Annotated in this window: 16 protein-coding genes; 7 read left to right on the top strand and 9 right to left on the bottom strand. The window is 61.2% G+C overall.

The features are described from left to right. Positions 1-23: 23 nt before the first annotated feature. The 3 genes from GH665_RS27960 to GH665_RS27950 form a co-directional block, all read right to left on the bottom strand. The gene (locus GH665_RS27960; RefSeq protein ID WP_153140473.1) at positions 24-1,325 is read right to left on the bottom strand and encodes an NAD(P)/FAD-dependent oxidoreductase; all 1,302 of its coding nucleotides are present in this window, start codon (positions 1,323-1,325) and stop codon (positions 24-26) included. A gap of 283 nt (positions 1,326-1,608) precedes the next feature. Continuing rightward, positions 1,609-2,301 (bottom strand): methyl-accepting chemotaxis protein, encoded by a 693-nt coding sequence (locus GH665_RS39485; RefSeq protein WP_153140472.1) that lies wholly within the window; start codon positions 2,299-2,301, stop codon positions 1,609-1,611. Positions 2,302-2,391: 90 nt separating this feature from the next. Continuing rightward, positions 2,392-3,603: a porin gene (locus GH665_RS27950; RefSeq protein ID WP_153140471.1), complete on the bottom strand. Its 1,212-nt coding sequence runs from the start codon at positions 3,601-3,603 to the stop codon at positions 2,392-2,394. A gap of 467 nt (positions 3,604-4,070) precedes the next feature. On the opposite strand from GH665_RS27950, the gene GH665_RS27945 reads away from it, so the two are divergent. Continuing rightward, the gene (locus tag GH665_RS27945; protein ID WP_028194798.1) at positions 4,071-4,349 is read left to right on the top strand and encodes a DUF1488 family protein; all 279 of its coding nucleotides are present in this window, start codon (positions 4,071-4,073) and stop codon (positions 4,347-4,349) included. Between the two features lie 18 nt (positions 4,350-4,367). Beyond that, positions 4,368-5,159, top strand: a complete 792-nt coding sequence (locus tag GH665_RS27940) for a phosphate/phosphite/phosphonate ABC transporter substrate-binding protein (protein WP_153140470.1) — start codon at positions 4,368-4,370, stop codon at positions 5,157-5,159. A gap of 26 nt (positions 5,160-5,185) precedes the next feature. On the opposite strand, the gene GH665_RS27935 is transcribed toward GH665_RS27940, so the two are convergent. From GH665_RS27935 to GH665_RS27920, 4 genes are all read right to left on the bottom strand, one after another. Beyond that, positions 5,186-7,219, bottom strand: a complete 2,034-nt coding sequence (locus GH665_RS27935; RefSeq protein WP_153140469.1) for an acetyl/propionyl/methylcrotonyl-CoA carboxylase subunit alpha — start codon at positions 7,217-7,219, stop codon at positions 5,186-5,188. Positions 7,220-7,316: 97 nt separating this feature from the next. After that, positions 7,317-8,102: an enoyl-CoA hydratase/isomerase family protein gene (locus GH665_RS27930; RefSeq protein WP_153140468.1), complete on the bottom strand. Its 786-nt coding sequence runs from the start codon at positions 8,100-8,102 to the stop codon at positions 7,317-7,319. A gap of 28 nt (positions 8,103-8,130) precedes the next feature. Continuing rightward, positions 8,131-9,738, bottom strand: a complete 1,608-nt coding sequence (locus GH665_RS27925; RefSeq protein ID WP_153140467.1) for a carboxyl transferase domain-containing protein — start codon at positions 9,736-9,738, stop codon at positions 8,131-8,133. A 146-nt stretch (positions 9,739-9,884) separates the two neighbouring features. Beyond that, positions 9,885-11,066, bottom strand: a complete 1,182-nt coding sequence (locus GH665_RS27920) for an isovaleryl-CoA dehydrogenase (RefSeq protein WP_153140466.1) — start codon at positions 11,064-11,066, stop codon at positions 9,885-9,887. Positions 11,067-11,354: 288 nt separating this feature from the next. Between GH665_RS27920 and GH665_RS27915 the strand changes: the two genes are divergently transcribed. From GH665_RS27915 to GH665_RS27900, 4 genes are all read left to right on the top strand, one after another. Then, the gene (locus tag GH665_RS27915; RefSeq protein ID WP_153140465.1) at positions 11,355-12,086 is read left to right on the top strand and encodes a TetR/AcrR family transcriptional regulator; all 732 of its coding nucleotides are present in this window, start codon (positions 11,355-11,357) and stop codon (positions 12,084-12,086) included. A 906-nt stretch (positions 12,087-12,992) separates the two neighbouring features. Continuing rightward, a protein-coding gene (locus GH665_RS27910) for an IS3 family transposase (protein ID WP_408279059.1) occupies positions 12,993-14,539 on the top strand; the annotation gives its coding sequence in 2 pieces (ribosomal slippage) (positions 12,993-13,458 and positions 13,458-14,539; 1,548 coding nt in all). A gap of 251 nt (positions 14,540-14,790) precedes the next feature. Then, positions 14,791-15,597: a DUF72 domain-containing protein gene (locus GH665_RS27905; RefSeq protein WP_153140464.1), complete on the top strand. Its 807-nt coding sequence runs from the start codon at positions 14,791-14,793 to the stop codon at positions 15,595-15,597. Between the two features lie 111 nt (positions 15,598-15,708). After that, positions 15,709-16,827 carry a 3-deoxy-7-phosphoheptulonate synthase gene (locus GH665_RS27900; protein ID WP_153140463.1) on the top strand — a complete coding sequence of 373 codons (1,119 nt, stop codon included), beginning with the start codon at positions 15,709-15,711 and terminating at the stop codon, positions 16,825-16,827. A gap of 294 nt (positions 16,828-17,121) precedes the next feature. On the opposite strand, the gene GH665_RS27895 is transcribed toward GH665_RS27900, so the two are convergent. Then, a complete protein-coding gene (locus tag GH665_RS27895; RefSeq protein ID WP_006049832.1) occupies positions 17,122-17,400 on the bottom strand; it encodes an HU family DNA-binding protein in 279 nt (92 codons plus the stop codon). 657 nt (positions 17,401-18,057) lie between these two features. Here GH665_RS27895 and GH665_RS27890 point away from each other — a divergent pair. Then, positions 18,058-20,025 carry a putative bifunctional diguanylate cyclase/phosphodiesterase gene (locus tag GH665_RS27890; RefSeq protein ID WP_153140462.1) on the top strand — a complete coding sequence of 656 codons (1,968 nt, stop codon included), beginning with the start codon at positions 18,058-18,060 and terminating at the stop codon, positions 20,023-20,025. A 74-nt stretch (positions 20,026-20,099) separates the two neighbouring features. Here GH665_RS27890 and GH665_RS27885 read toward each other — a convergent pair whose 3' ends face one another. Next, a complete protein-coding gene (locus tag GH665_RS27885; RefSeq protein ID WP_153140461.1) occupies positions 20,100-20,828 on the bottom strand; it encodes a DUF899 family protein in 729 nt (242 codons plus the stop codon). Positions 20,829-20,988: the final 160 nt, after the last annotated feature.

Genomic DNA, 20,988 nt, shown 5'->3' with positions numbered 1-20,988 from the left:
ATCAGTTGGCGAATTAGAAAAAATCAACGCCGGCCATGCCAGTAGCCTGACGTCTGGTGCATCACTTTACCGAGCGAGACCAGGAACGCCCGATATTGATCCTTGCCCCGGATGCTCTCCCGCGGAATCGAACTCAACAGACGGTAGCGATCTGAGCCGCCTAGAATCCCCTCTGCCAGAATCTTGCAGATGATCTGGCTGGGCGTGACGCCGAATCCACAATAGCCTTGCACGAAGAACGCGTTGGGCCGGTCCGGCAGCGTGCCGATCTGCGGAAAAAGATTGAGCGTGGTGGCCATTGGGCCGCCCCAGGCCAGGTCGATCTTGACGTCCTTAAGATAGGGAAACACTTCGAGCATCAGCCGCCGGTTCCACTCTTTCAGGTCGCTCGGCATATGCTCGACGAGCGCCGTGGACGAGCCGAACAACAAACGATTCTCGTTCGTCACGCGATAGTAATTAATGACCGGCCGGATATCGCTGTACGCACCGCGAATCGGACTGATACGTTCGATCAGTTCGTCGCTCAACGGCTCCGTCATGGAGTTGAACGCGTAGACATTGATCGTGCTTCTGTGCAGTTCCGGTTCGAGTCCGTTGATGAAACCATCGCATGCCCAGACGATCTTCCTGGCCCTGACGCTACCCTTCGCCGTGCGCACATGAACCATGTCGCCGTAGGTTATCTGGAGTGCCGGGCTGTACTCGAATATACGCACGCCATAAATTTCCGATACCGCCTTCGTTTCGCCGAGCAGCAGGTTCAACGAATGCACGTGCCCGCCGCCCATATGCAGCAGGCCTGCGTGATAGACATCCGACCCGATGATCTGTTTGACGTCGGCACCTTCCACGTAGCGAATTTCGTGCTGGCTGCCGAGCGACTTGAAGTCCTTCTCCCAACTGCGCAGCGTTTTCGCCTGACGGGCGTTGTAGGCCAGATACCCGTAACCACTGCAAAAATCGGCGTCGATGTTGTATCGCTCGATGCGTTCGCGCATGATCTGCGGGCCGAGATCGCTGAGTGCGAAAATGGCACGCAGCCCCTCTTCACCGACATCCTTCTTGATCGCATCGAGGTCATGGCCGATTCCCGCCATTACCTGGCCGCCGTTGCGACCGCTTCCGCCGAACCCCAGGTAACGGGCCTCGAGTACGACCGTGTTTGTCACGCCGTTCTCAGCCAGTTCGAGCGCGGTATGAATGCCCGAAAAGCCTCCTCCAATGATGACCACATCGGCCTGGATATCCTCCTCCAGCGACGGGAAGCTCAGCTCGTATTTTTTCGTAGCCGTGTAGTACGTAGCAGTTTCGTCAATGTGCATCGTATTTCCTGCTGGCGCGTTGCGTCATCAAAGCGCGCAAAATTAATCGATCAGAGCACCAGGTCGCGTGCCCTCGTCCGGCCGAGAACGGACTCGCCGTGTTTAATGCTTGTTTAATGCTGTACATCGAGCCGCGCCGCCGGTACCTGCGGTTGCTCCCGCGCTTGCATCGCGAGGCGGTCTGCAAGATGCGATTTACTTTAAGCGCCCAAAAAGGGCGACCGTTAGCGCATATCGGCAACGCGTGACGCGCGCCACCGTGTGCACGGACGGCGCAGATCGGTCAGGTCGTCACGGAACCGGCAAGAACCTGTCGTGCCACCTTCACTCGTGCGGATATCTGCTTGGCCAGCTTGTCGGTATCGTCGGCAAGCCGTTTCATTTCCGATGCCACCACGGTGAATCCGCGCCCCGCTTCGCCCGCTCGCGCGGCTTCGACCCTCGCGTTGAACGACAGAATCGACAAGGTCCGGATCGTCTTCAGGATTTCGTCCACGTCGGCAAGAATCGGATTGGTAGCGGCCGTCATCGAGGCGAGGCGGCTCTGTGACGCCAGTTGGGCCGCCCGTTCACCCTGCACCTCAATGACAAGTCCTTCCAGAAACTGCAGTTCACCGGTTTCCGAAAACACGCCGCCGCCCACTTCACGCACCCAGATCGCTTCGCCGCCGGCTGGCCGGATCCGATAATCGATCGTCCAGGGCTCACGCCTCGCGAGGGCTTTCTGGACGACGCCGACCACGTACGTTTCGTCTTCCGCTTCTGTCAGCGAAGGCAAGGTACGGACCGCGTTGTTGACGAAGTCGGACGCCGGATAGCCAGTCAACGTTTCGATCGACGGTGTCGCGTACACCACCGTATAGTTCGTGTCATTGAGCTGGCGATAAAGGAACCCTCTCATCTTGCCCGTGATGCTATGCATGATGCCGAGTTCGTCACGCGGCTCCACGTCAGCCTTTCTGGTAATTTCCCGCATTCTCCCTGTCCCTATCCCTCAACCCGTGAAAGGCCGGCTGCGTTGCGCCCAACCGCCCGGCACGAGTTGTAAACCGATGCTGCCGCCGCATCAAAAATTCACTCGCACCCCTGCCATGACGGCGAGCTGCCGGTCGGAGTTGCTATTCACCAGGTTGGGAATCTGCGCGTAGTTGACGTTCGAACCCGTGGCCGGATCCACGCCGAGGCCCGCGCCCGACGACTTCTGCGCGATGGCGACCGTGTACAGCGCAGTCCGCTTCGAGAGCGCGTAGTTCGTGCCGAGGTTGATCTGGTGAAAGCGCGTGGAACTGCCGCCGCTCACTTTCGCGCTGTTGAAGATGTACGCGGCGGCAAGCGTCCATGCGGGCGTGAAGTTGTAGACGGCATTCAGTTCGGCAATGTCGAACGAGACACCGGTGCCACCGGGGTTAGCGGCGCTGGCAAAGTACTGGCTGTTCTGAAGGCGCGTATGCGTATAAACCAGCGCCAGCGTCGCCTTGTCAATCACAACCGATCCGCCTGCGCCCCAGGCCTTCAGCGACGATGCGCTCTGCAACGTGCAATAGTTGGCAGCCGCATTCGCGCACGAAAGGTCCCCAATGTATCCGCTCGCGCCGCCAAGGGCCGCATCTAACGGCTGGTTCAACGAAAGATAGCCGGCACTCAGGGACACGGGACCGTGGTTATATGCAGCGGCCAGCGAATAGCCGCGTTTGGCGGCGAAGTTACCGGCCTGTCCGCCTAAACTGAAGGTACCGCCGAACGTCAGACCGCCAAAATCGACGCTGGTGAATTTGAGCGCGTTGTTGAAGTTGAAGGCTTCGTTCAGATTGTCGATATCGCCGAAGTGGGACCCATATTGCGTCGCCCAGCTATTACTCGACGCATAAACGCCGAGGAAATCGGAATACGAATCGTACTGCCGGCCCGCCGTCAGCGTGCCGAAGCGCGCATCCCCCAGACCGACCCATGCCTGCCGGTTAAAGAGCGATCCGCTCTGCAGCATGGCGCCCGTCCCGGTCAGGAACTGATTTTCGAGGTCGAAACTTGCCTTGATGCCACCGCCGATATCTTCGGTACCCATCAAGCCCCAACGGGACGGTACGAGGTTGCCACCGCCCAATTGAACGGCATGACCGCCGCTGACCGAGCCGTTCGCGTTGGTCACCTGCTGGTTAGTCGAGTAAATCACGCCGGCATCGACGGTTCCATAAAGCGTGACGCTGCTTTGTGCGTACACGCTGCCCGACAATCCAACAGAAAGTACTACTAATGTGCTCCCGGCAAAGTTCTTCTTCATGGCTATGTCCAGTTGGTTTTATAGTTGGTCAATGCCGCCGCGGCACCGACATCCATGCGCCGCGGCGGTAACGCGGATCAAAGTTTCGACACGCCGAGTCGCGCGAAGGCCTGCGGGTTGCGCCACTTCAGTCTGGCAGCGGTGCAGGCGCCCAGGCGCAGGGCCCGCGCAGCAACGTGCCGTCGAGACGCAATGTAGGAAGCCAAAAATGAAGAGCGGCAGCACAAATCGGCAATCCGCGCGGACCGCGGGTTAAATCAGGGTTTGTGCGGAGAGGTCGCGGTGATGCGAAAGCCCGCTGAGTTCTCGTGCAAATGGGTGCACGAGCCGGGAAATCCGATTCGGCTCAAGGTGTCTCGCGACCTCGTACTCGCCGCGCTCTTTTGCCCTCAAATGCCGGTTTTCCCACAGACCGGAAGCTCACGCCCTGTCACCGTGATGACTCGGGCAGGTGGCAGGAGATGGCGATGTCGGTATATGTCGATGAAGGATTCAGGCCCTGTGTCACAGAATGCGCGACCGTCGCGTTCCGGGTCTGTTTTGACGATCGGGTGCGGATCTTCGAGGTCAGCGCCGAGGCACTGATGACCTATTGTGGCGCAGCAAGCAAGCGGCGCCGCGACTTGCTTGTTGCGTTCGAAGCCGCGCAACTCGAGATACTGAAAGTGGTGGAGTGTAAATGGCCATTCAAACAGAGCGAGCCCGTGCGCCTGGGACTCGACGAATTCCGAATGGTCAGACATTAGGTATGCCAGAATTGCGTCATGACCTGGATCGCCGCCCTGCCGATGTACAACGTGACGCCCGCGCTCGCGACTGCGTGGCGCGATTGGCTGGGCGACGTCTTAAGCAGGGTGAAGCCGGCCTGCCGCATCGTCGAGCCTGACGAGGAGCTGCACGGCTTCTGGCGGCGCCCTAACGTATTGCTCTCGCAAACCTGCGGCTATCCCCTCATGCATGGGTTAAACGAGCAGGTTCAATTGATCGCCACGCCGCAATTCGACGCGCCGGGCTGCGAAGGCGCGGATTATTCGAGCGTGCTGGTCACGCGGGTCGATGCGCCGTTCGATTCGCTCGCGGCGTGCCGTGGCGCACGGGCGGCCTACAATCAGGACGATTCGAATAGCGGCATGAACGTGTTTCGCCACGCGGTGGCGCCGCTTGCGCGCAACGGCGCATTTTTCAGCGCTGTCCTGCGCACCGGTTCGCATCTCGGATCATTGCGCGCGGTCGTGGAAAATCGCGCGGACGTCGCCGCGATCGACTGCGTGACATTCGCGTTTGTCTGCGATGAACTGCCGGAACTGGCGCAGCGGGTTCGGCAAATCGGCATGACGGCGGCGTCGCCGGGCTTGCCTTTGATCGCCTCCGGCAACGTGCCGTCCGCAACGATCGAGACGCTGCGCGAGGCCCTGAGCGAAGCACACCGCACTCAGCCCGAGCGCGCCAAACGCTTGCGTTTGAAGGGCTTTTCCACGTTGCCGCTGACGGATTACGAACGAATCGAGCAACTCGAAAACGAAGCGCGCGCTAACGGTTACGTGCGCCTCATTTAAGCCTTCTGAGCCTCTGGCCTGGATTACTAGCTTACGTCCAGCACCAGAAGCTGCGCCCCATCGGCGACCTGATCGCCAACCGCATACAGCACTTCCGACACCGTGCCTGCCGCCGGCGCACCGATGGTGTGCTCCATCTTCATCGCTTCCATCACGATCAGCGGCGTACCCTTCTCCACCACCGTGCCCGGCTCGACCAGCACCGCGATCACCTTACCCGGCATCGGCGCGGTCAAACGGCCTTCGCCGCCTTCGGCATCCGCGGCATGCGCGAGCAGGTTCTGCCACTCGAATGCCAGCGCCTCGCCGAGGCAGAACACGTGGAACGTGTCGGCGTCGACGAAAACGCGCCCTGTGACCCGCGCATCGCCAATCGTCGCACGGTATTCGTGCTCGCCCGTGCCGCCCGACCACGTGAAGTTCTCGCGCACACCGTCGTGTTCGAGCGTTTGCGTGGCGCCGTCACGGGCAAACGTGACCGTGAAAACGCTGTCGCTTTCGTTTGCGCTGCGGTTGCTGTCAATGTCGCGCCAGCCGAGCGTCTGCGTGTAGCCGCTGTTCAGGCGCCAGTGCGATAGCGCATCCCATGGCGACGCGCCATGCGCGCTGCCGCCTTCGCGCGTCAGCAACGCGGCGCAGGCGAGCGCCAGGGCCTCCTTGAAAGGCTTCCTGGCCGGCGCGAACAAGGCATCGTGATGACGTTCGATCAAACCCGTATCGAGATCGCCCGTTGCAAACGGTTCGCTCGTAACAATGCGTTGCAGGAATTCGACGTTGGTATGCGGACCCACCACTTCGCAGGCACGGAGTGCGCGATTCAGCCGCGCGAGCGCTTCTTCACGCGTCGCGCCGTGAACGATCAGCTTGGCGATCATCGGATCGTAGAACGGCGTGATGGTATCGCCTTCACGCACACCGCTGTCGATGCGTACCGAGGCCTTGCGGCCCGGCTCACCGATCGAAAACTCGACGCCTTCCGACATGCGCAGATGCTTGAGCGTGCCCGTCGACGGCAGGAAACCGCGTGCGGGGTGCTCGGCGTAAATACGCGCTTCGATCGCGTGACCGTCGATTTTCAGTTGCTCTTGCGAGAGCGGCAGCGGTTCATCGGCGGCGACGCGCAGTTGCCATTCCACCAGGTCCTGCCCCGTCACCATTTCCGTGACCGGATGCTCGACCTGCAGACGCGTGTTCATCTCCATGAAGTAGAAATCGCCGGTGCTGGTCATGATGAACTCGACCGTCCCTGCCCCGACGTAATTCACCGCGCGCGCGGCGGCCACTGCCGCCTCGCCCATCTCGCGCTTGATCTCCGCGGACAAGCCCGGCGCCGGCGCTTCCTCGAGCACCTTCTGATGACGCCGCTGTACCGAGCAATCGCGGTCGAACAGATACACCGCGCCGCCGTGACGGTCCGCGAAGACCTGCACTTCCACGTGACGCGGCCGCGTCAGATATTTTTCGATCAGCACGCGATCGTTGCCGAAACTGCTGGCCGCTTCGCGTTTGCACGATGCCAGCGCCGCTGCGAAATCCTCAGTGCGTTCGACGACCCGCATACCTTTGCCGCCACCACCCGCGCTCGCCTTCAGCAAGACCGGATAGCCGATCGCATCGGCTTCGCGATGCAGCAGTTGCGCATCCTGATCGTCGCCGTGATAACCCGGCACGAGCGGCACGGCAGCCGCATGCATCAGCGCTTTCGCGGCCGCCTTCGAGCCCATCGCGGCGATCGCTTCGACCGGCGGTCCGATGAAGACGATGCCGGCCGCTTCGCAGGCATGCGCGAAGTCTTCGTTTTCCGACAGGAAACCATAGCCCGGATGCACCGCCTGTGCGCCGGTGGCGCGCGCGGCTTCGATGATGCGTTCGACCCGCAGATAGCTTTCCGCCGCGGTCGATCCGCCGATGTGCACCGCCTCGTCACAGGCGGCCACGTGTTTCGCGTTGGCGTCCGCATCGGAATACACGGCCACGCTCGCGATGCCGAGCCGCTTGCAGGTCGCGGCGACGCGGCAAGCAATCTCGCCGCGGTTGGCAATCAGGATCTTGTTGAACATGAGGTGTCTCGGTGATTGTCCCGAAGTGTCCCGTTAGGGGCCGGGTTGTTCTGGTGGAGGCCTGCATATGCCTCGGAATAAGTACCTGCGCGGCGTGTCAACTGCGCCAGGACGGCGTTCGCTTCTCAAGGAACGATGCAACGCCTTCGCGGCCTTCCGCCCCGGCGCGCGTACGCGCAATGCGCGCCGCCGTGTCTTCGATCATCGCTTCGTTCAACTCGTGCCCGGCGATGTCCTGCACCAGCTGCTTGCAGGCACGCACCGCTTGCGGACCGTTTGCGCAAAGCGTTTGCGCGATCTGCTGCACGGTAGTGTCGAGTTGCTCCATGCCCACCACCTCGCTGACGAGCCCGAGGCGATACGCCGTCGCGCAATCGAACTGCTCGGCGGTGGTGAAGTAGCGGCGCGACGCCTGCTCGCCCAGCGCGCGGATCACGTACGGTGCAATGGTCGCCGGGATCAGGCCAAGACGCGCTTCCGAAAGGCAAAAACGCACGCTCTCCACCGCGACGACGATATCGCACGCCGAGATCAAACCCATGCCGCCCGCGTACGCGTCGCCATTTACGCGCGCGATCACCGGTTTGTTGCAGCGATAGATCGACGACAGCATGTTGGCCAGCAGCATGGCGTCGGCGCGGTTCTCCGCGTCCGAGTAACCGGCCATCTTCTTCATCCAGTTCAGGTCGGCGCCCGCACAGAATGCCTTGCCGTTCGCGGCGAGCACCACCGCGCGGACGTCGTCGCGTGCATTGAGCGCCGTGAAGGCCGACGTCACTTCGGCGATCATGGTTTCATTGAACGCATTGCGGACGTCAGGCCGGTTCAATGTGACCGTGGCGATCTGGCCGGCGAAAGCGAGATTCAGCGTTTCGTATTGCATCGTTGCAGCTCCTGCGCGTAGCGTTTCGTCACATTCTGAACACGCCGAAACGCGTGTCTTCGATCGGCGCATTCATCGTCGCGGAGAGGCCGAGACCGAGCACGTCGCGCGTTTGCGCCGGATCGATCACGCCGTCGTCCCACAGACGCGCACTCGCATAGTACGGGTGGCCCTGGTGTTCGTATTGATCGCGAATCGGCTGCTTGAACGCCTCTTCCTCCTCGGCGCTCCACGAACCGCCCTTGCCTTCGATGCCGTCACGCTTGACCGTAGCCAGCACCGACGCCGCCTGCTCGCCGCCCATCACCGAAATGCGCGCGTTCGGCCACATCCACAGGAAACGCGGCGAATACGCACGGCCGCACATGCCGTAGTTGCCGGCTCCGAACGACCCGCCGATGATCACCGTGAACTTCGGCACCTTCGCCGTAGCCACCGCTGTCACCATCTTCGCGCCGTTACGCGCGATGCCTTCGTTTTCGTACTTGCGCCCGACCATGAAGCCCGTGATGTTCTGCAGGAACACCAGCGGAATCTTGCGCTGGCAGCATAGCTCGATGAAGTGCGCGCCCTTGAGCGCCGACTCCGAAAACAGAATGCCGTTGTTCGCGATGATGCCGACCGGATGCCCCCAGATATGCGCGAAGCCGCACACGAGCGTGGTGCCGTAGCGGGCCTTGAATTCGTCGAAGGCCGAGTCGTCGACGATGCGCGCGATTACCTCGCGAATATCGAACGGCTTGCGTGTGTCGACGGGAATCACGCCGTACATGCTCTTCACGTCGTAGCGTGGCGGCTTCGGCTCCTGCAACGCCACCGGTACCTGCTTCGTGCGATTCAGATTGCCGACGATGCTGCGCGCAATGCCCAGCGCATGCGCGTCGTTCTGCGCCAGATGATCGACCACGCCCGATAGCCGCGTATGCACGTCGCCGCCGCCCAGGTCTTCCGCGCTCACCACTTCGCCGGTTGCGGCTTTGACGAGCGGCGGGCCGCCCAGAAAAATCGTCCCCTGATTCTTGACGATGATCGACTCGTCGCTCATGGCGGGAACATACGCGCCACCTGCCGTGCACGAACCCATCACGACGGCGATTTGCGGAATGCCCGCCGCGGACAGATTCGCCTGGTTGAAGAAGATGCGGCCGAAGTGATCGCGATCAGGGAACACGTCGTCCTGATTCGGCAGATTCGCCCCGCCCGAGTCGACCAGGTAGACGCACGGCAAATGGTTTTCGGCGGCGACCTCCTGGGCCCGCACGTGCTTTTTCACGGTCACGGGATAGTACGTGCCGCCTTTGACCGTTGCGTCATTGCAGACGATCACGCACTCCTGCCCCGCGATACGGCCAATGCCCGTAATGACGCCCGCGCCGGGCGCGTCGTTGTGGTACATGCCATAGGCCGCGAGTTGCGAGAACTCGAGAAACGGCGTACCTGGATCGAGCAGTTTCTCGATCCGGTCGCGCGGCAGCAGTTTGCCGCGGCCCGTATGTTTGTCGCGTGCCGCCTGACCGCCGCCCAGCGCGAGTTTCTCGATCTTCTCGCGAAGATCGGCGACCAGCGCTTCGAGCGCCGCCGCATTGGTGCGGAAGTCATCCGAGCGCGGATTCAGCTTTGATTCGATGATCGGCATTGCGTGGCTTCTCCAGTGTCGACCACAGTTAGCGCGTTGACCAAAGTTAGCGTGCCGACCAGAGTTGACGCTTTAGCGCCGACTCTGGTCCCAAAGCGCTTACGCTGCTCCTATAGCGCTGACTCCGGTCCCATGCAAAATTTGGTTCAAGCCGTCTCGGCAAACAGTTCGCGGCCAATCAGCATACGGCGGATTTCGCTCGTGCCCGCGCCGATTTCATAGAGCTTGGCATCGCGCCACAGACGGCCGACCGGGTACTCGTTGATATAGCCATTGCCACCGAGAATCTGGATCGCCTCGCCGGCCATCCACGTCGCTTTTTCAGCGGTGTAGAGAATCACGCCCGCGCAGTCTTTGCGTACCTGGCGCACGTGCTCCTTGCCGAGCGTATCGAGTTGACGGCCCACTGCGTAGAGATACGCGCGGCACGCTTGCAGTGTGGTGTACAGATCGGCGACCTTGCCTTGAATCAGCTGGAATTCGCCGATCGGCTGACCAAACTGCTTGCGATCGTGGATATACGGCACGACCGCGTCCATGACCGCGACCATGATGCCGGTCGGACCACCGGCGAGCACAGCGCGTTCATAATCGAGGCCGCTCATCAGTACCTTCACGCCGCCGTTCAACTGGCCGAGAATATTTTCTTCCGGCACTTCGACGTCCTGAAACACCAGTTCGCCGGTGTGCGACCCACGCATGCCGAGCTTGTCGAGCTTTTGCGCGACCGAGAAGCCCTTCATGCCCTTCTCGACGATAAACGCGGTGATGCCGCGCGAATTCGCTTCAGGATCGGTCTTTGCGTAGACGACCAGCGTGTCGCAATCCGGGCCGTTGGTGATCCACATCTTGGTGCCGTTCAGCACATAGTGGTCGCCCTTCTTGTCCGCGCGCAGCTTCATGCTGACCACGTCCGAGCCCGCGTTCGGCTCGCTCATGGCGAGTGCACCGATGTGCTCGCCGGACACCAGCTTGGGCAGATACTTTTCCTTTTGCGCCGTCGTGCCGTTGCGATGAATCTGGTTGACGCACAGATTCGAGTGAGCGCCGTACGAGAGACCGACCGATGCCGACGCGCGCGAGATTTCTTCCATCGCGATCATGTGCGCCGTGTAGCCCATATTCGCGCCGCCGTATTCCTCCGAGACCGTCATGCCGAGCACGCCCAGATCGCCGAATTTGCGCCACAGGTCCATGGGGAACTGATCCGTGCGATCGATTTCCGCGGCACGCGGGGCGATTTCTTTGGCGGCGAAGCCTGCAATGCTGTCACGCAGCATTTCGATTTCTTCGCCGAGCGGGAATTGCAAACCGGGCAGGTTGCTCATTGCGGTGTCTCCAGAGTTCGTTGGCGGCCGGTCAGCCTGGGTAGGCGCGGCTGGTCCGAGTGCGGCTCAGCGGACGGCGGCGGCCTTCTGGGCCGCCTGCACCGCCCCGCACGAGGCGCGAAACGTTCAAGCCGCATTTCACGCTAGATTTACGTAAGCGTCAATAGGTATTTTGAGTAACACTCAGAAACTGGCCCCTCTGCATCTTCCACATTTCTGGCGGGGCTATAGCGTGATAATATCGTCGCTACCGGGGCTATCTGCCTCACAAAACTGAACTTAACTCATATGACGGTTGCATTGAAGGCCGAGTTACCTGCCTCGCGCCGCCAACCGGCCGGGCGCAAGTCGCAGCAGCGCGTGAAGGAGATCCTGGAGGCGGGACGCGACGTCTTCTCCGAGAAGGGTTACGAGCGCGCGACGACGGCGGAGATTGCGCAGCGCCTGGGCATTTCCGAAGCGACCGTATTCAGTTATTTCCGCGGCAAGCGCGAGTTATGCGCGCGGGTGATTGGCGACTGGTATGACGAGATCATTGAAGCGATCGAGTCCGGGTTGCCGCGTGACGGCACGGTGCGGCAGCAGTTTGCATTTATTGTGCGCACGCATTTGCGGCTGATGCTGGTTAATGGCACTGACCTGTGCGCCCTGGTGTTGTCCGAGGGCCGGGCCCGGCATCATGAGTTGAGCGAGGCGCTGACCGAACTGCAGCGGCGCTACACGGCGCCGTTGATGCGGGTGCTGGCACGAGGCCAGGAGACTGGGCAGATCCGCGCCGACATGCCACTGAGGCTGCTACGGTCGATGGTGTTCGGGCCGATGGAACATGTGCTTTGGGATGCCACTTTGGCGAATCGGCATATTGATATTGACGCTACCGCGGATCAGTTGATCGATGTTTTGTGGGCGGCGTTAATGCCGGTGGATTTGGCTGTCAGTGCGTTGCAGCAGTTCAGGGCTGAAGTGGCTGAGGCGAATCGGCGGTTTGATGAGGCCGCTCGCGCGGCGGGTGGGGAGTAGAGGTTTTTTTTGCCTGCTCGGCGGTTTTGCTGTTGGTCTGGATTTTGGCCTTTCCTTGCTTTGTTAGTGGTCCGTTCTGCTGTTGGTCTTTTGGCCTTTCCTTGTTTTCTTATCGGTCTATTAGCGTTGCCCCTGTGCGGGGCGGCACCTACTTCTCTTTGCCAGCCGCAAAGAGAAGTAGGCAAGAGAAAGCGGCTCAAACCGCTAATTCTTAAGCGGGTCCCCCGCACAGTAGCGGTAGTGGTGCATCTGGAATCTGTGCCCTCGCACATTCAGCCCTGGCGACAAGGCCGTCATACCTCCGGCGGCGCTGCGCGCGCCGATACCCAGTTCATAAAACCGCCCGGCGGATTTTCACTTCCGCGGTTTCATCAGTTCCCCGACTCGTCGTTGTATCGCTGCCACCAGGTGCGTTCGCTTTCCCGCTTTCCCGCTTTCCCGCTTTCCCGCTTTCCCGCTTTCCCGCTTTCCCGCTTTCCCTTGCCCCCTGATTCGCCGTTGCCTCGCTGCTGCCAGCACAACGGCGGCAGCGATCGTACCTCGAATGCGATGCACCGACATTTCATTCGAAGTGGGGGTTCGCTGATCAAAGCGGGAGCACCTCGCCGAGGCGAAGCCGACGGCTCCCGCTGCGCGAGGCGAAGCCGCTGGTTTCCCTGGCAGACCCGTCCGCGACGCGCGTAGTGCGGAGTGGGAGCTGATGAGCGCCTTGTCGCTAACGCGGAGTGTGCGAGGCGACAGATTCCAGATGCACCACTACCGTGACTGCGCGGGGGACCCGCTTATGAGCTAGCGGGGTAAAGCCGCTTTCTTTGCTTATCTTTCTTTGCGGCCCTCCATGTCAGGCTAGTTGTCGCCTCACTCGAACGATTGATGTAAAGATGGAGGGCGGACAGCGAATGGAATATGAGACGCTATTCAGCAGAGACGCGGGAATGGGTAGTCAAACAGATGATGCCGCCGTTCAATCGTGCGGTCATCGAGCTGGCAGGGGCGACGGGCATCACGACGGTGACACTGCGTGCCTGGCGGCAGAGCGCGAGACAGGCTGGGGGATTCATGCCGGGCAATGGCAAGACAAGCGATCAATGGTCGAGCGCCGACAAGTTCAGGGTGGTGCTGGAGACGGCATCGCTGAACGAGGTGGAGACCTCAGAATACTGCCGTAGCAAGGGCATTTATCCGGAGCAGATCCGGCAGTGGCGTCAGGCGTGCGAGCAGGCCAACGTGCCGGAGGCGAAACTCACGGCTGCCCAGCGCAAGGAAGTGAAGGCTCACCAGAAGCGCATCCGTGAACTGGAGCGCCAGCTCAAGCGCAGCGATGCGGCCCGTGCGGAGGCGGCGGCGTTGCTGAACCTGCGAAAAAAAGCCGACGCGATCTGGGGCAAGGAAGAGGAAGACTGATCAGCAGCCCGGATCGCGATGAAGCCATGCAGTTGATCGATGAAGCCGTACGGCAAGGGGCATGCCGCTCGCGAGCATGCGAGCAGTTGGGGCTCAGCATACGCAGTGTCCAGCGCTGGCGCCTGTTGCCGCATGACGGGCGCACTCAGGTGAAGCGTGCAGCGCCGCCCAACAGGCTGAGTGAAGCCGAGCGGCAGGCCGTACTCGATGCGGCCAACCGCCCGGGCTACGCGAGCCTGACGCCGCACCAGATCGTGCCGAAACTGGCCGATGAGGGGGTTTATCTGGCTTCCGAATCGACGTTCTACCGGGTGCTGAAAGCGGCAGGACAGGGCCAGCGCCGGGGCCGCGCGCGTGCCCCGCAACGACGCACGCTCACGACGCATTGTGCCGATGGTCCGAATCAGGTGTGGTGCTGGGATATCACCTGGATGCCGACCACGGTAAGGGGCCGGTACTTCTACTGGTACATGATGAAGGACATCTACAGCCGCAAGCTGGTGATGAACGAGGTCTGGGAGCAGGAGTCGGCCGAGCACGCGAGCGTGCTGCTGGCCAAGGGGTGTCTGCGTGAAGGCGTCGCCGGGCGTCCGCTGGTGCTGCACTCTGATAACGGCAGTGCAATGAAAGGCGCCACCATGCGCGCGGCGATGATCGATCTGGGTGTGCAGCCTTCGTTCAGCCGGCCGCGTGTGAGCAACGACAACGCTTTTGCCGAATCGCTGTTCCGAACGGCGAAGTACTGTCCGTTGTGGCCAGAGCAGCCGTTCGACACGCTGGAGGCGGCTCGGCAATGGGTGCAGCGCTTCGTGCAGTGGTACAACGAAGAGCACTGTCACAGCGGTCTGAAGTATGTCAGCCCGGGCCAACGTCACCGGGGCGAAGCCAGTGACCTGCTGGCCCGACGGCGAGCGCTGTACCGGAGCGCACGCATGCGAAACCCGGCGCGCTGGTCAGGAGCTATCCGGAACTGGCATCTGGCAGACGCGGTCTATCTGAATCCGGAACGAACCTCGGCCTCGGCCCAAATGTACAGGCAGGCAGCGTAACGGTTCACGCGACAACTACCTTGACACACACCGCGGCAGGCAAAGAAAAGTAGGTGCCCCCCCGCACAGGGGGAACGCTAATAGACCACTAACAAAACAAGGAAAGGCCAAAAGACCAACACCAGAACAGACCACTACGACAGCAAGGCACCGCCCAAAACCCAGATCAACAACAAAACCGCCGAACAGGCAAAACCCAAAAAATACGCTAATCTACCCCTCCCAGCAAAGCTAAAAAACCGAGCCCCCAAATGCCCTCACCGAAAACCGGCAAAATCCGAATCGGCATAGGCGGATGGACCTATGCCCCCTGGCGAGGCACCTTCTACCCTTCAGACCTCACCCAAACCCGCGAACTCCAGCACGCGAGCAAAAACCTCACATCGATAGAAATCAACGGCACCTTCTACGGCCTGCAAAAACCGGCAAGCTACGAGAAGTGGTATCAGGAAACCCCCGAAGACTTCGTCTTCTCGCTAAAAGCCCCCCGCTACGCAACCAACCGAAAAATCCTGGCAGACGCCAACGAAACCATCGAGCGTTTCTTCGCCAGCGGTGTGCTACTGCTAAAACAGAAGCTAGGCCCAATCAACTGGCAATTCGCCACCACCAAAAAGTTCGACCCCGAAGACTTCGAAGCCTTCCTGAAACTGCTGCCCGCCAGCATAGAAGGCCAAAAGCTGAAACACGCAATCGAAGTGCGTAACGACACCTTCAAAACCCCCGAATTCATCGCGCTAGCCAGAAAGTACAAAGTCGCCGTCGTGCTGGCCGCCGACAGCGATTACCCGCAAATCGCCGACATCACCGCACCCTTCGTCTACGCCCGCATCATGGGCACGAGCGACAAGGAAGCCAAAGGCTATTCGGCCAAAGCGCTCGACAGCTGGGCCGAACGCGCCCGCCAGCTCGCCGCAGGCACGACGCCAGACGACCTCGAAACCTCGGCCGCGCCGCCCGCAAAAACCACCGCGCGCGACGTCTACCTCTATGTCATCAGCGGCTTCAAGGAACGCAACCCGGCCGCCGCCATGGCGTTGATCAAACGCCTCGAATAACGGTCATCCAGTCGGCACGCGCGAGTGTCATAATCCCGGCAGCCAGGCAACGCACCGCCCCCACGCATTCAGGCCGCAAGGCCGCTCCACATACAAGTCCGGGAGAATATTTTGAGCGCCATCGACAATCCTTTGCACGATCAGGAAGTCGGCTCGGCCGACGCCACCCAGGACACCACGCGCATCGACGACGTTCGTATCGGCGCGGTACGTCCGCTGATTTCCCCCGCCCTGCTGCAGGACGAATTGCCCGTGCCGCCGTCGGTGCAGACGCTCGTCGAGAAAACCCGCGCGGAAATCGCCGACATTCTGCACGGCCGTGACGACCGGCTCGTGATGATCGTCGGCCCGTGTTCGATTCACGACCACGACCAGGCGATCGAATATGCCCGCAAGCTCAAAGCCGCGGCGCAAACCTACAAGGACGATCTGCTGATCGTCATGCGGGTCTACTTCGAAAAACCGCGCACAACGGTAGGCTGGAAAGGCTATATCAACGACCCGCGTCTCGATGGCAGCTTCCGCATCAACGAAGGCCTGCGTCTCGCGCGGCAACTGCTGCTCGACATCAGCGGTCTCGGCTTGCCTACGGCCACCGAATTTCTCGATCTGCTCAGTCCGCAATACATCGCGGATCTGATCGCGTGGGGTGCCATCGGCGCGCGTACCACGGAGAGCCAGAGTCACCGTCAGCTTGCCTCGGGGCTGAGCTGCCCGATCGGCTTCAAGAACGGCACCGACGGCGGCGTGCAGATCGCCGCGGACGCGATCGTCGCGGCACGCGCGAGCCATGCGTTCATGGGTATGACCAAGATGGGTATGGCGGCGATCTTCGAGACGCGTGGTAATGACGACGCACACGTTATCCTGCGCGGTGGCAAGCAAGGGCCGAATTACGACAGCGCATCCGTGGAAGCCACCTGCGCGGCACTCAAGTCAGCCGGGCTGCGCGAGCAGGTCATGATCGACTGTTCGCATGCGAACTCGGGCAAATCGCATTTGCGTCAACTGGAGGTAGTACAGGATCTGGCGCAGCAACTCTCACAGCGCGAGCGCCGCATTATCGGCGTCATGCTCGAAAGTCATCTGGAAGAAGGCCGTCAGGATCTGAAAGCCGGTGTGCCGCTGCGTCACGGCGTATCGATTACGGACGCCTGCGTGAGCTGGGCGCAAACCGAACCGGTGCTCGAAACGCTGGCCGAAGCAACCCGAAAACGGCGCGCGGGCTGAACTCGCCAACGCAGCCTGCACGATCTCGCCCAACCGGCAACCGGAACTAACGGCCAGGAGGCGAGCGTGCATGACGCAAAACCAGAAGCAAACAACGACGGCATGAACGTCAGCGCGCAACCCATGCCCGCCCAACGTCCAGGCAACGCGCACCACACGCGCCGCACGCGCCGCGCTAACCGCCGATTAAACACGCTCACGGGATCAGGCAGCGCGTGATTCCTCACACCCGATGCATCGGACGCCGCGCGTTACAGCAACGCGCGTGGATGCTCCGGCGCGAGGCGCGTTGCATTACGACGCGTTGACGGCTTCCTTGAATGCCTTGCCAGCGGTGAACTTCACCGTCTTGGCTGCGGCGATCTGGATTTCGGCACCGGTCGACGGATTGCGACCCACGCGTGCTGCGCGCGCGCCGGTCGAGAAAGAACCGAAACCGACCAGTTGCACCGTATCGCCACCCACCACGGCTTTGGTCACCGCTTCGACGATAGCGTCGATGGTTTGGCCGGTGGCCGCTTTGCTTTCGCCCGTCGCTGCGGCGACTGCATCAATCAGTTCCTGTTTGTTCATAGCACTTCCCGTATGGTAATCATGGAACCGGCGCCACATCTGTTGCGCCGGGACCGACACACTAACGCATAGGCGCATATTCGCGCAAACGTTGGATGTAAGCCTTGTATCGCCCGCCCAGCGGCAATTTGACGTTTTTTTGTGCCAAAGTCCTATAAGAATCGTGCGCTTACGCATTTCTCCCGCTTTAGAGCGCCTCACGCCGTATCACAATCCGTTGCAATTTCAGTGCTTTAGGGTCGGCAAACTGACCGCCGCCATGCTTTTTTACTATGTTATGGTGGATCTAGAGATTCGACATTCAGCACCGTGCGCGCTCAGTAATAAAAAAATCCGGGAAGATTAAAATAATGAAAATTCTCCATATTGCAACATGCGCAATGCTCGCCGCATGGTCCCACGCCACCGCTCCGTCCTGTGATATCGCCCGTGCCGGCCGGGTCGGCACGGCGAATCCGCCCACTCCCGGCGCCGAAAACCGACGGCTTCTGCGTAAATCGATGCAGCATAAATGACTCACGCCTGATCGACTCTCCGGGCGTATTTACCGCTCGATCCATGCGCGCGCTTTATTTCCCGTGAAAACGCCCTCAAGGTCTGCCCGACGCTGCCGATATACAAAGCTGCGTGTGCGGCGCAAACGTTACAAGGACGGGAATGGTTCGATTAGCCAGATTGAGGGAGGCGCTGTCGGTCGCGAGAAGCGATCCTGAACTCGTACGCGCGCAACTTCAGGCATTCAGCCGCCAGGTACCGCTGCTCTATTTCATTCTGCTCGTGAACACGCTGGCGGTCGCCGTCACGCATCTGGCGTCGGCGCCCGCATGGTTGTCGATCTACTGCCCCGGAGCGCTTTGCGCACTGTGCATCATCCGTTGCGTGCGCTGGTGGCGTGTCCGGCACCGGACCCTGACGCACGCGAAGGCCGTGCTCGAACTGCGCAAGCTGATCTGGCTCTCGGGCATCTTCGGCGTCGCCTTCAGCAGTTGGTCGCTGCTACTGTTTTCCTATGGCTCGCCCTATGAGCAGGCACACGTCGCGTTCTACATGGCGACGACGGTGATCGGCTGCGTGTTCTGCCTGATACATCTGCGAGCGGCAGCGCTGCTTCCGCTTTCAATCGTCATCCTAAGCTTTTCGACGTTTCTCGTTTCCACGGGTTCGTCTGTCTTCATCGCGATGGCGCTCGACATGATGCTGGTCGGCATCGCACTCGCCTTCATCATCGAACTCTATTACCGGAATTTTGTCGGTGTGGTGCACGCGCAGCACGAGTTGCAGGTCAGCCAGCAGAACACACAAAGACTCAGCGACGACAATTTCCGGCTCGCGAGCATCGACAGCCTGACCGACCTGCCCAACCGGCGCAGCTTCTTCGCCTCGCTGCGCGCGCTATCGGAACAGGCGCTCGGCATCGGCAGCGGTTTCAATGTCGGGTTGATCGATCTCGACGGCTTCAAACAGGTCAACGACATCTACGGACATGCAAGCGGCGATCTCGTGCTGCAGGAAGTCGGCGTACGCCTGCTGGCGCTGGCCGAGCCCGGCATCTTCTTCGCGCGCCTGGGCGGTGACGAATTCGGCGTGCTGGCTCAGCACAAACTGGCGAACGAGACGCTCGTCGAGTTGGGCGAGCGTATCTGCGAAGCGCTCAGCCAACCGTATCGGGTGGCCGGCAATGTTGCCGAACTAACAGGAACGATCGGTTGGGCCGCGTTTCCTGAAGCGGGCACGACAGTGCAGCAGGTTTTCGAGCGCGCCGACGCGGCCTTGTACGTCGGCAAGGAAGGCCGTCGCGGCACGCCGGTGATCTTCTCGACCGAACATGAAACACGAATCCGGCGCTCGAGTCTCGTCGCCCAGGAACTCCGCCATGCGAACCTGGAATCCGAACTGTTCCTTGAGTTTCAGCCGATTTACGACGCGCACTCGCAACGCACGATCGGCATGGAGGCGCTCGGGCGATGGCACAACGAACGGCTAGGCGCGGTCAAGCCGGAGGAATTCATTCGGATTGCCGAGCGTACCGATCTGATTCTGCGCGTCACCGAAGTGCTGCTGCGCAAGGCACTCGATGAAGTATCGCACTGGCCGTCCGATCTCTATCTGTCGTTCAATCTCTCCGCGATCGATATTTCGACTTCGCCGCGCGCCCGCCGTCTGGTCGATATCGTGCTGGGCAGCGGCGTGCCCGCGCACCATGTCAACTTCGAGATCACGGAAACAGCGGTCACACGCGATTTCGAGCAGGCCCACAGTTCGCTCACGATGATCAAGCAAGCCGGCTGCCGCGTCTCGCTCGACGATTTTGGCACCGGTTATTCAAGCCTTAGCTACGTGCATCGCCTGCCTTTCGATACGATCAAGATCGACCGCAGCTTCATGACCGACGTGGATTCCAATAGCGCATCGAAGAAGATCGTCAAGTCCGTGCTCGACCTGTGCAGAAACCTCGGACTCGAATGCATCGTCGAAGGACTCGAAACCTCATCGCAAGCGGACGTCGTCAAGGCGCTGGGCGCCCGCGCAATGCAGGGCTATCTGTTCGGCAGGCCGATGCGGGCGAGCGCGGTGCCGACCTACCTGGAGGCGGCGCGCGCGCAGAGTCGCATTCTTGCGACGTAAACAACGCTCGCCTCCTCCTGCTTTGCGCGAATCAGCGCGATGCGCGTCAGCCGCCCACGCATGCCCCCACTCGACTAGCGTGGCACAGTGTCGTATTCCAGCTTCGGATACCAGTCGCTGCCACGGCCGCCGGGCGTCATGTCGAGCACCGTCCAGATCGGCATCACGTCGGGGGCCCCGCGCGGATCCTGACCGGGGTCCGCGGTCCACGCGCCCATCTCCGCGCCCCAGAAGTGCCGCACCGTGCCGCCTGAACGCGTGAACACGTTGAAGGCGGGAACATCGCCGCCGTCCGGATCTTCATCGGCGTAGTCGCGGTTAAAGGTGTTGCCGCCCGACGAATACAGCCGCAGATGCCGCCAGCCGCGCTCTTTCTTGAATGCCACCAGCTTGTCGATCGGCGAGCGGCCGATCACGGCAAAAGCCACGCGTTGCAGGATGTCGGGCATTTCGCCGTCGTAAGCGCTCAGCAGCGAAGTGCACATCGGACAGGGCCGCGCCCGCTGCGGACCGTACATCCAGTTGTAGGTGACGAGCGTGTCGTGCGCGCCGAACATCTCCGCCAGCGTGACCACGCCCGCTTCGCCCTCGAAGCGATAATCCTGCGGCACGACCCCGCCGGGCGGCAGCGCGCGGCGCTGCGCGGCTACGCGTTCGATGTGGCGGCGCAACTCGATTTCCTCGGCCAGCAGATCGTTGCGGGCACGGCGATATTCCGTGCTCTCGCCCGGAAACCGGCGCGGCGAATCGGCCAGCAAGCTGGCCGGTTTCAGCGTTGATGCGGATGGGTCTACGTTGCTCATCAGCCACCTCCTCTCACGTAAAAAGGGATAAAGGGCACGATTGCGGCGTGCGGCAAGCGCGCATTTTTTGCCCTTATAGAGCGACGACGAACGGCGTGCCGGCAAATCGACAACGCTTATGAATTTTTCTGTACGCGGTCCGCAATGTCCGCAACGGCAT

The organism is Paraburkholderia agricolaris (assembly GCF_009455635.1).
GTDB classification, from domain to species: Bacteria; Pseudomonadota; Gammaproteobacteria; order Burkholderiales; family Burkholderiaceae; genus Paraburkholderia; species Paraburkholderia agricolaris.
This window is presented reverse-complemented; position numbering and strand designations above follow the sequence as displayed.

Excerpts from the sequence above, each read along its gene's own strand:
- GH665_RS27960 (WP_153140473.1), bottom strand. The coding sequence starts at position 1,325 with ATGCACATTGACGAAACTGCTACGTACTACACGGCTACGAAAAAATAC.
- GH665_RS39485 (WP_153140472.1), bottom strand. The coding sequence starts at position 2,301 with ATGCGGGAAATTACCAGAAAGGCTGACGTGGAGCCGCGTGACGAACTC.
- GH665_RS27950 (WP_153140471.1), bottom strand. The coding sequence starts at position 3,603 with ATGAAGAAGAACTTTGCCGGGAGCACATTAGTAGTACTTTCTGTTGGA.
- GH665_RS27945 (WP_028194798.1), top strand. The coding sequence starts at position 4,071 with ATGTCGGTATATGTCGATGAAGGATTCAGGCCCTGTGTCACAGAATGC.
- GH665_RS27940 (WP_153140470.1), top strand. The coding sequence starts at position 4,368 with ATGACCTGGATCGCCGCCCTGCCGATGTACAACGTGACGCCCGCGCTC.
- GH665_RS27935 (WP_153140469.1), bottom strand. The coding sequence starts at position 7,219 with ATGTTCAACAAGATCCTGATTGCCAACCGCGGCGAGATTGCTTGCCGC.
- GH665_RS27930 (WP_153140468.1), bottom strand. The coding sequence starts at position 8,102 with ATGCAATACGAAACGCTGAATCTCGCTTTCGCCGGCCAGATCGCCACG.
- GH665_RS27925 (WP_153140467.1), bottom strand. The coding sequence starts at position 9,738 with ATGCCGATCATCGAATCAAAGCTGAATCCGCGCTCGGATGACTTCCGC.
- GH665_RS27920 (WP_153140466.1), bottom strand. The coding sequence starts at position 11,066 with ATGAGCAACCTGCCCGGTTTGCAATTCCCGCTCGGCGAAGAAATCGAA.
- GH665_RS27915 (WP_153140465.1), top strand. The coding sequence starts at position 11,355 with ATGACGGTTGCATTGAAGGCCGAGTTACCTGCCTCGCGCCGCCAACCG.
- GH665_RS27905 (WP_153140464.1), top strand. The coding sequence starts at position 14,791 with ATGCCCTCACCGAAAACCGGCAAAATCCGAATCGGCATAGGCGGATGG.
- GH665_RS27895 (WP_006049832.1), bottom strand. The coding sequence starts at position 17,400 with ATGAACAAACAGGAACTGATTGATGCAGTCGCCGCAGCGACGGGCGAA.
- GH665_RS27890 (WP_153140462.1), top strand. The coding sequence starts at position 18,058 with ATGGTTCGATTAGCCAGATTGAGGGAGGCGCTGTCGGTCGCGAGAAGC.
- GH665_RS27885 (WP_153140461.1), bottom strand. The coding sequence starts at position 20,828 with ATGAGCAACGTAGACCCATCCGCATCAACGCTGAAACCGGCCAGCTTG.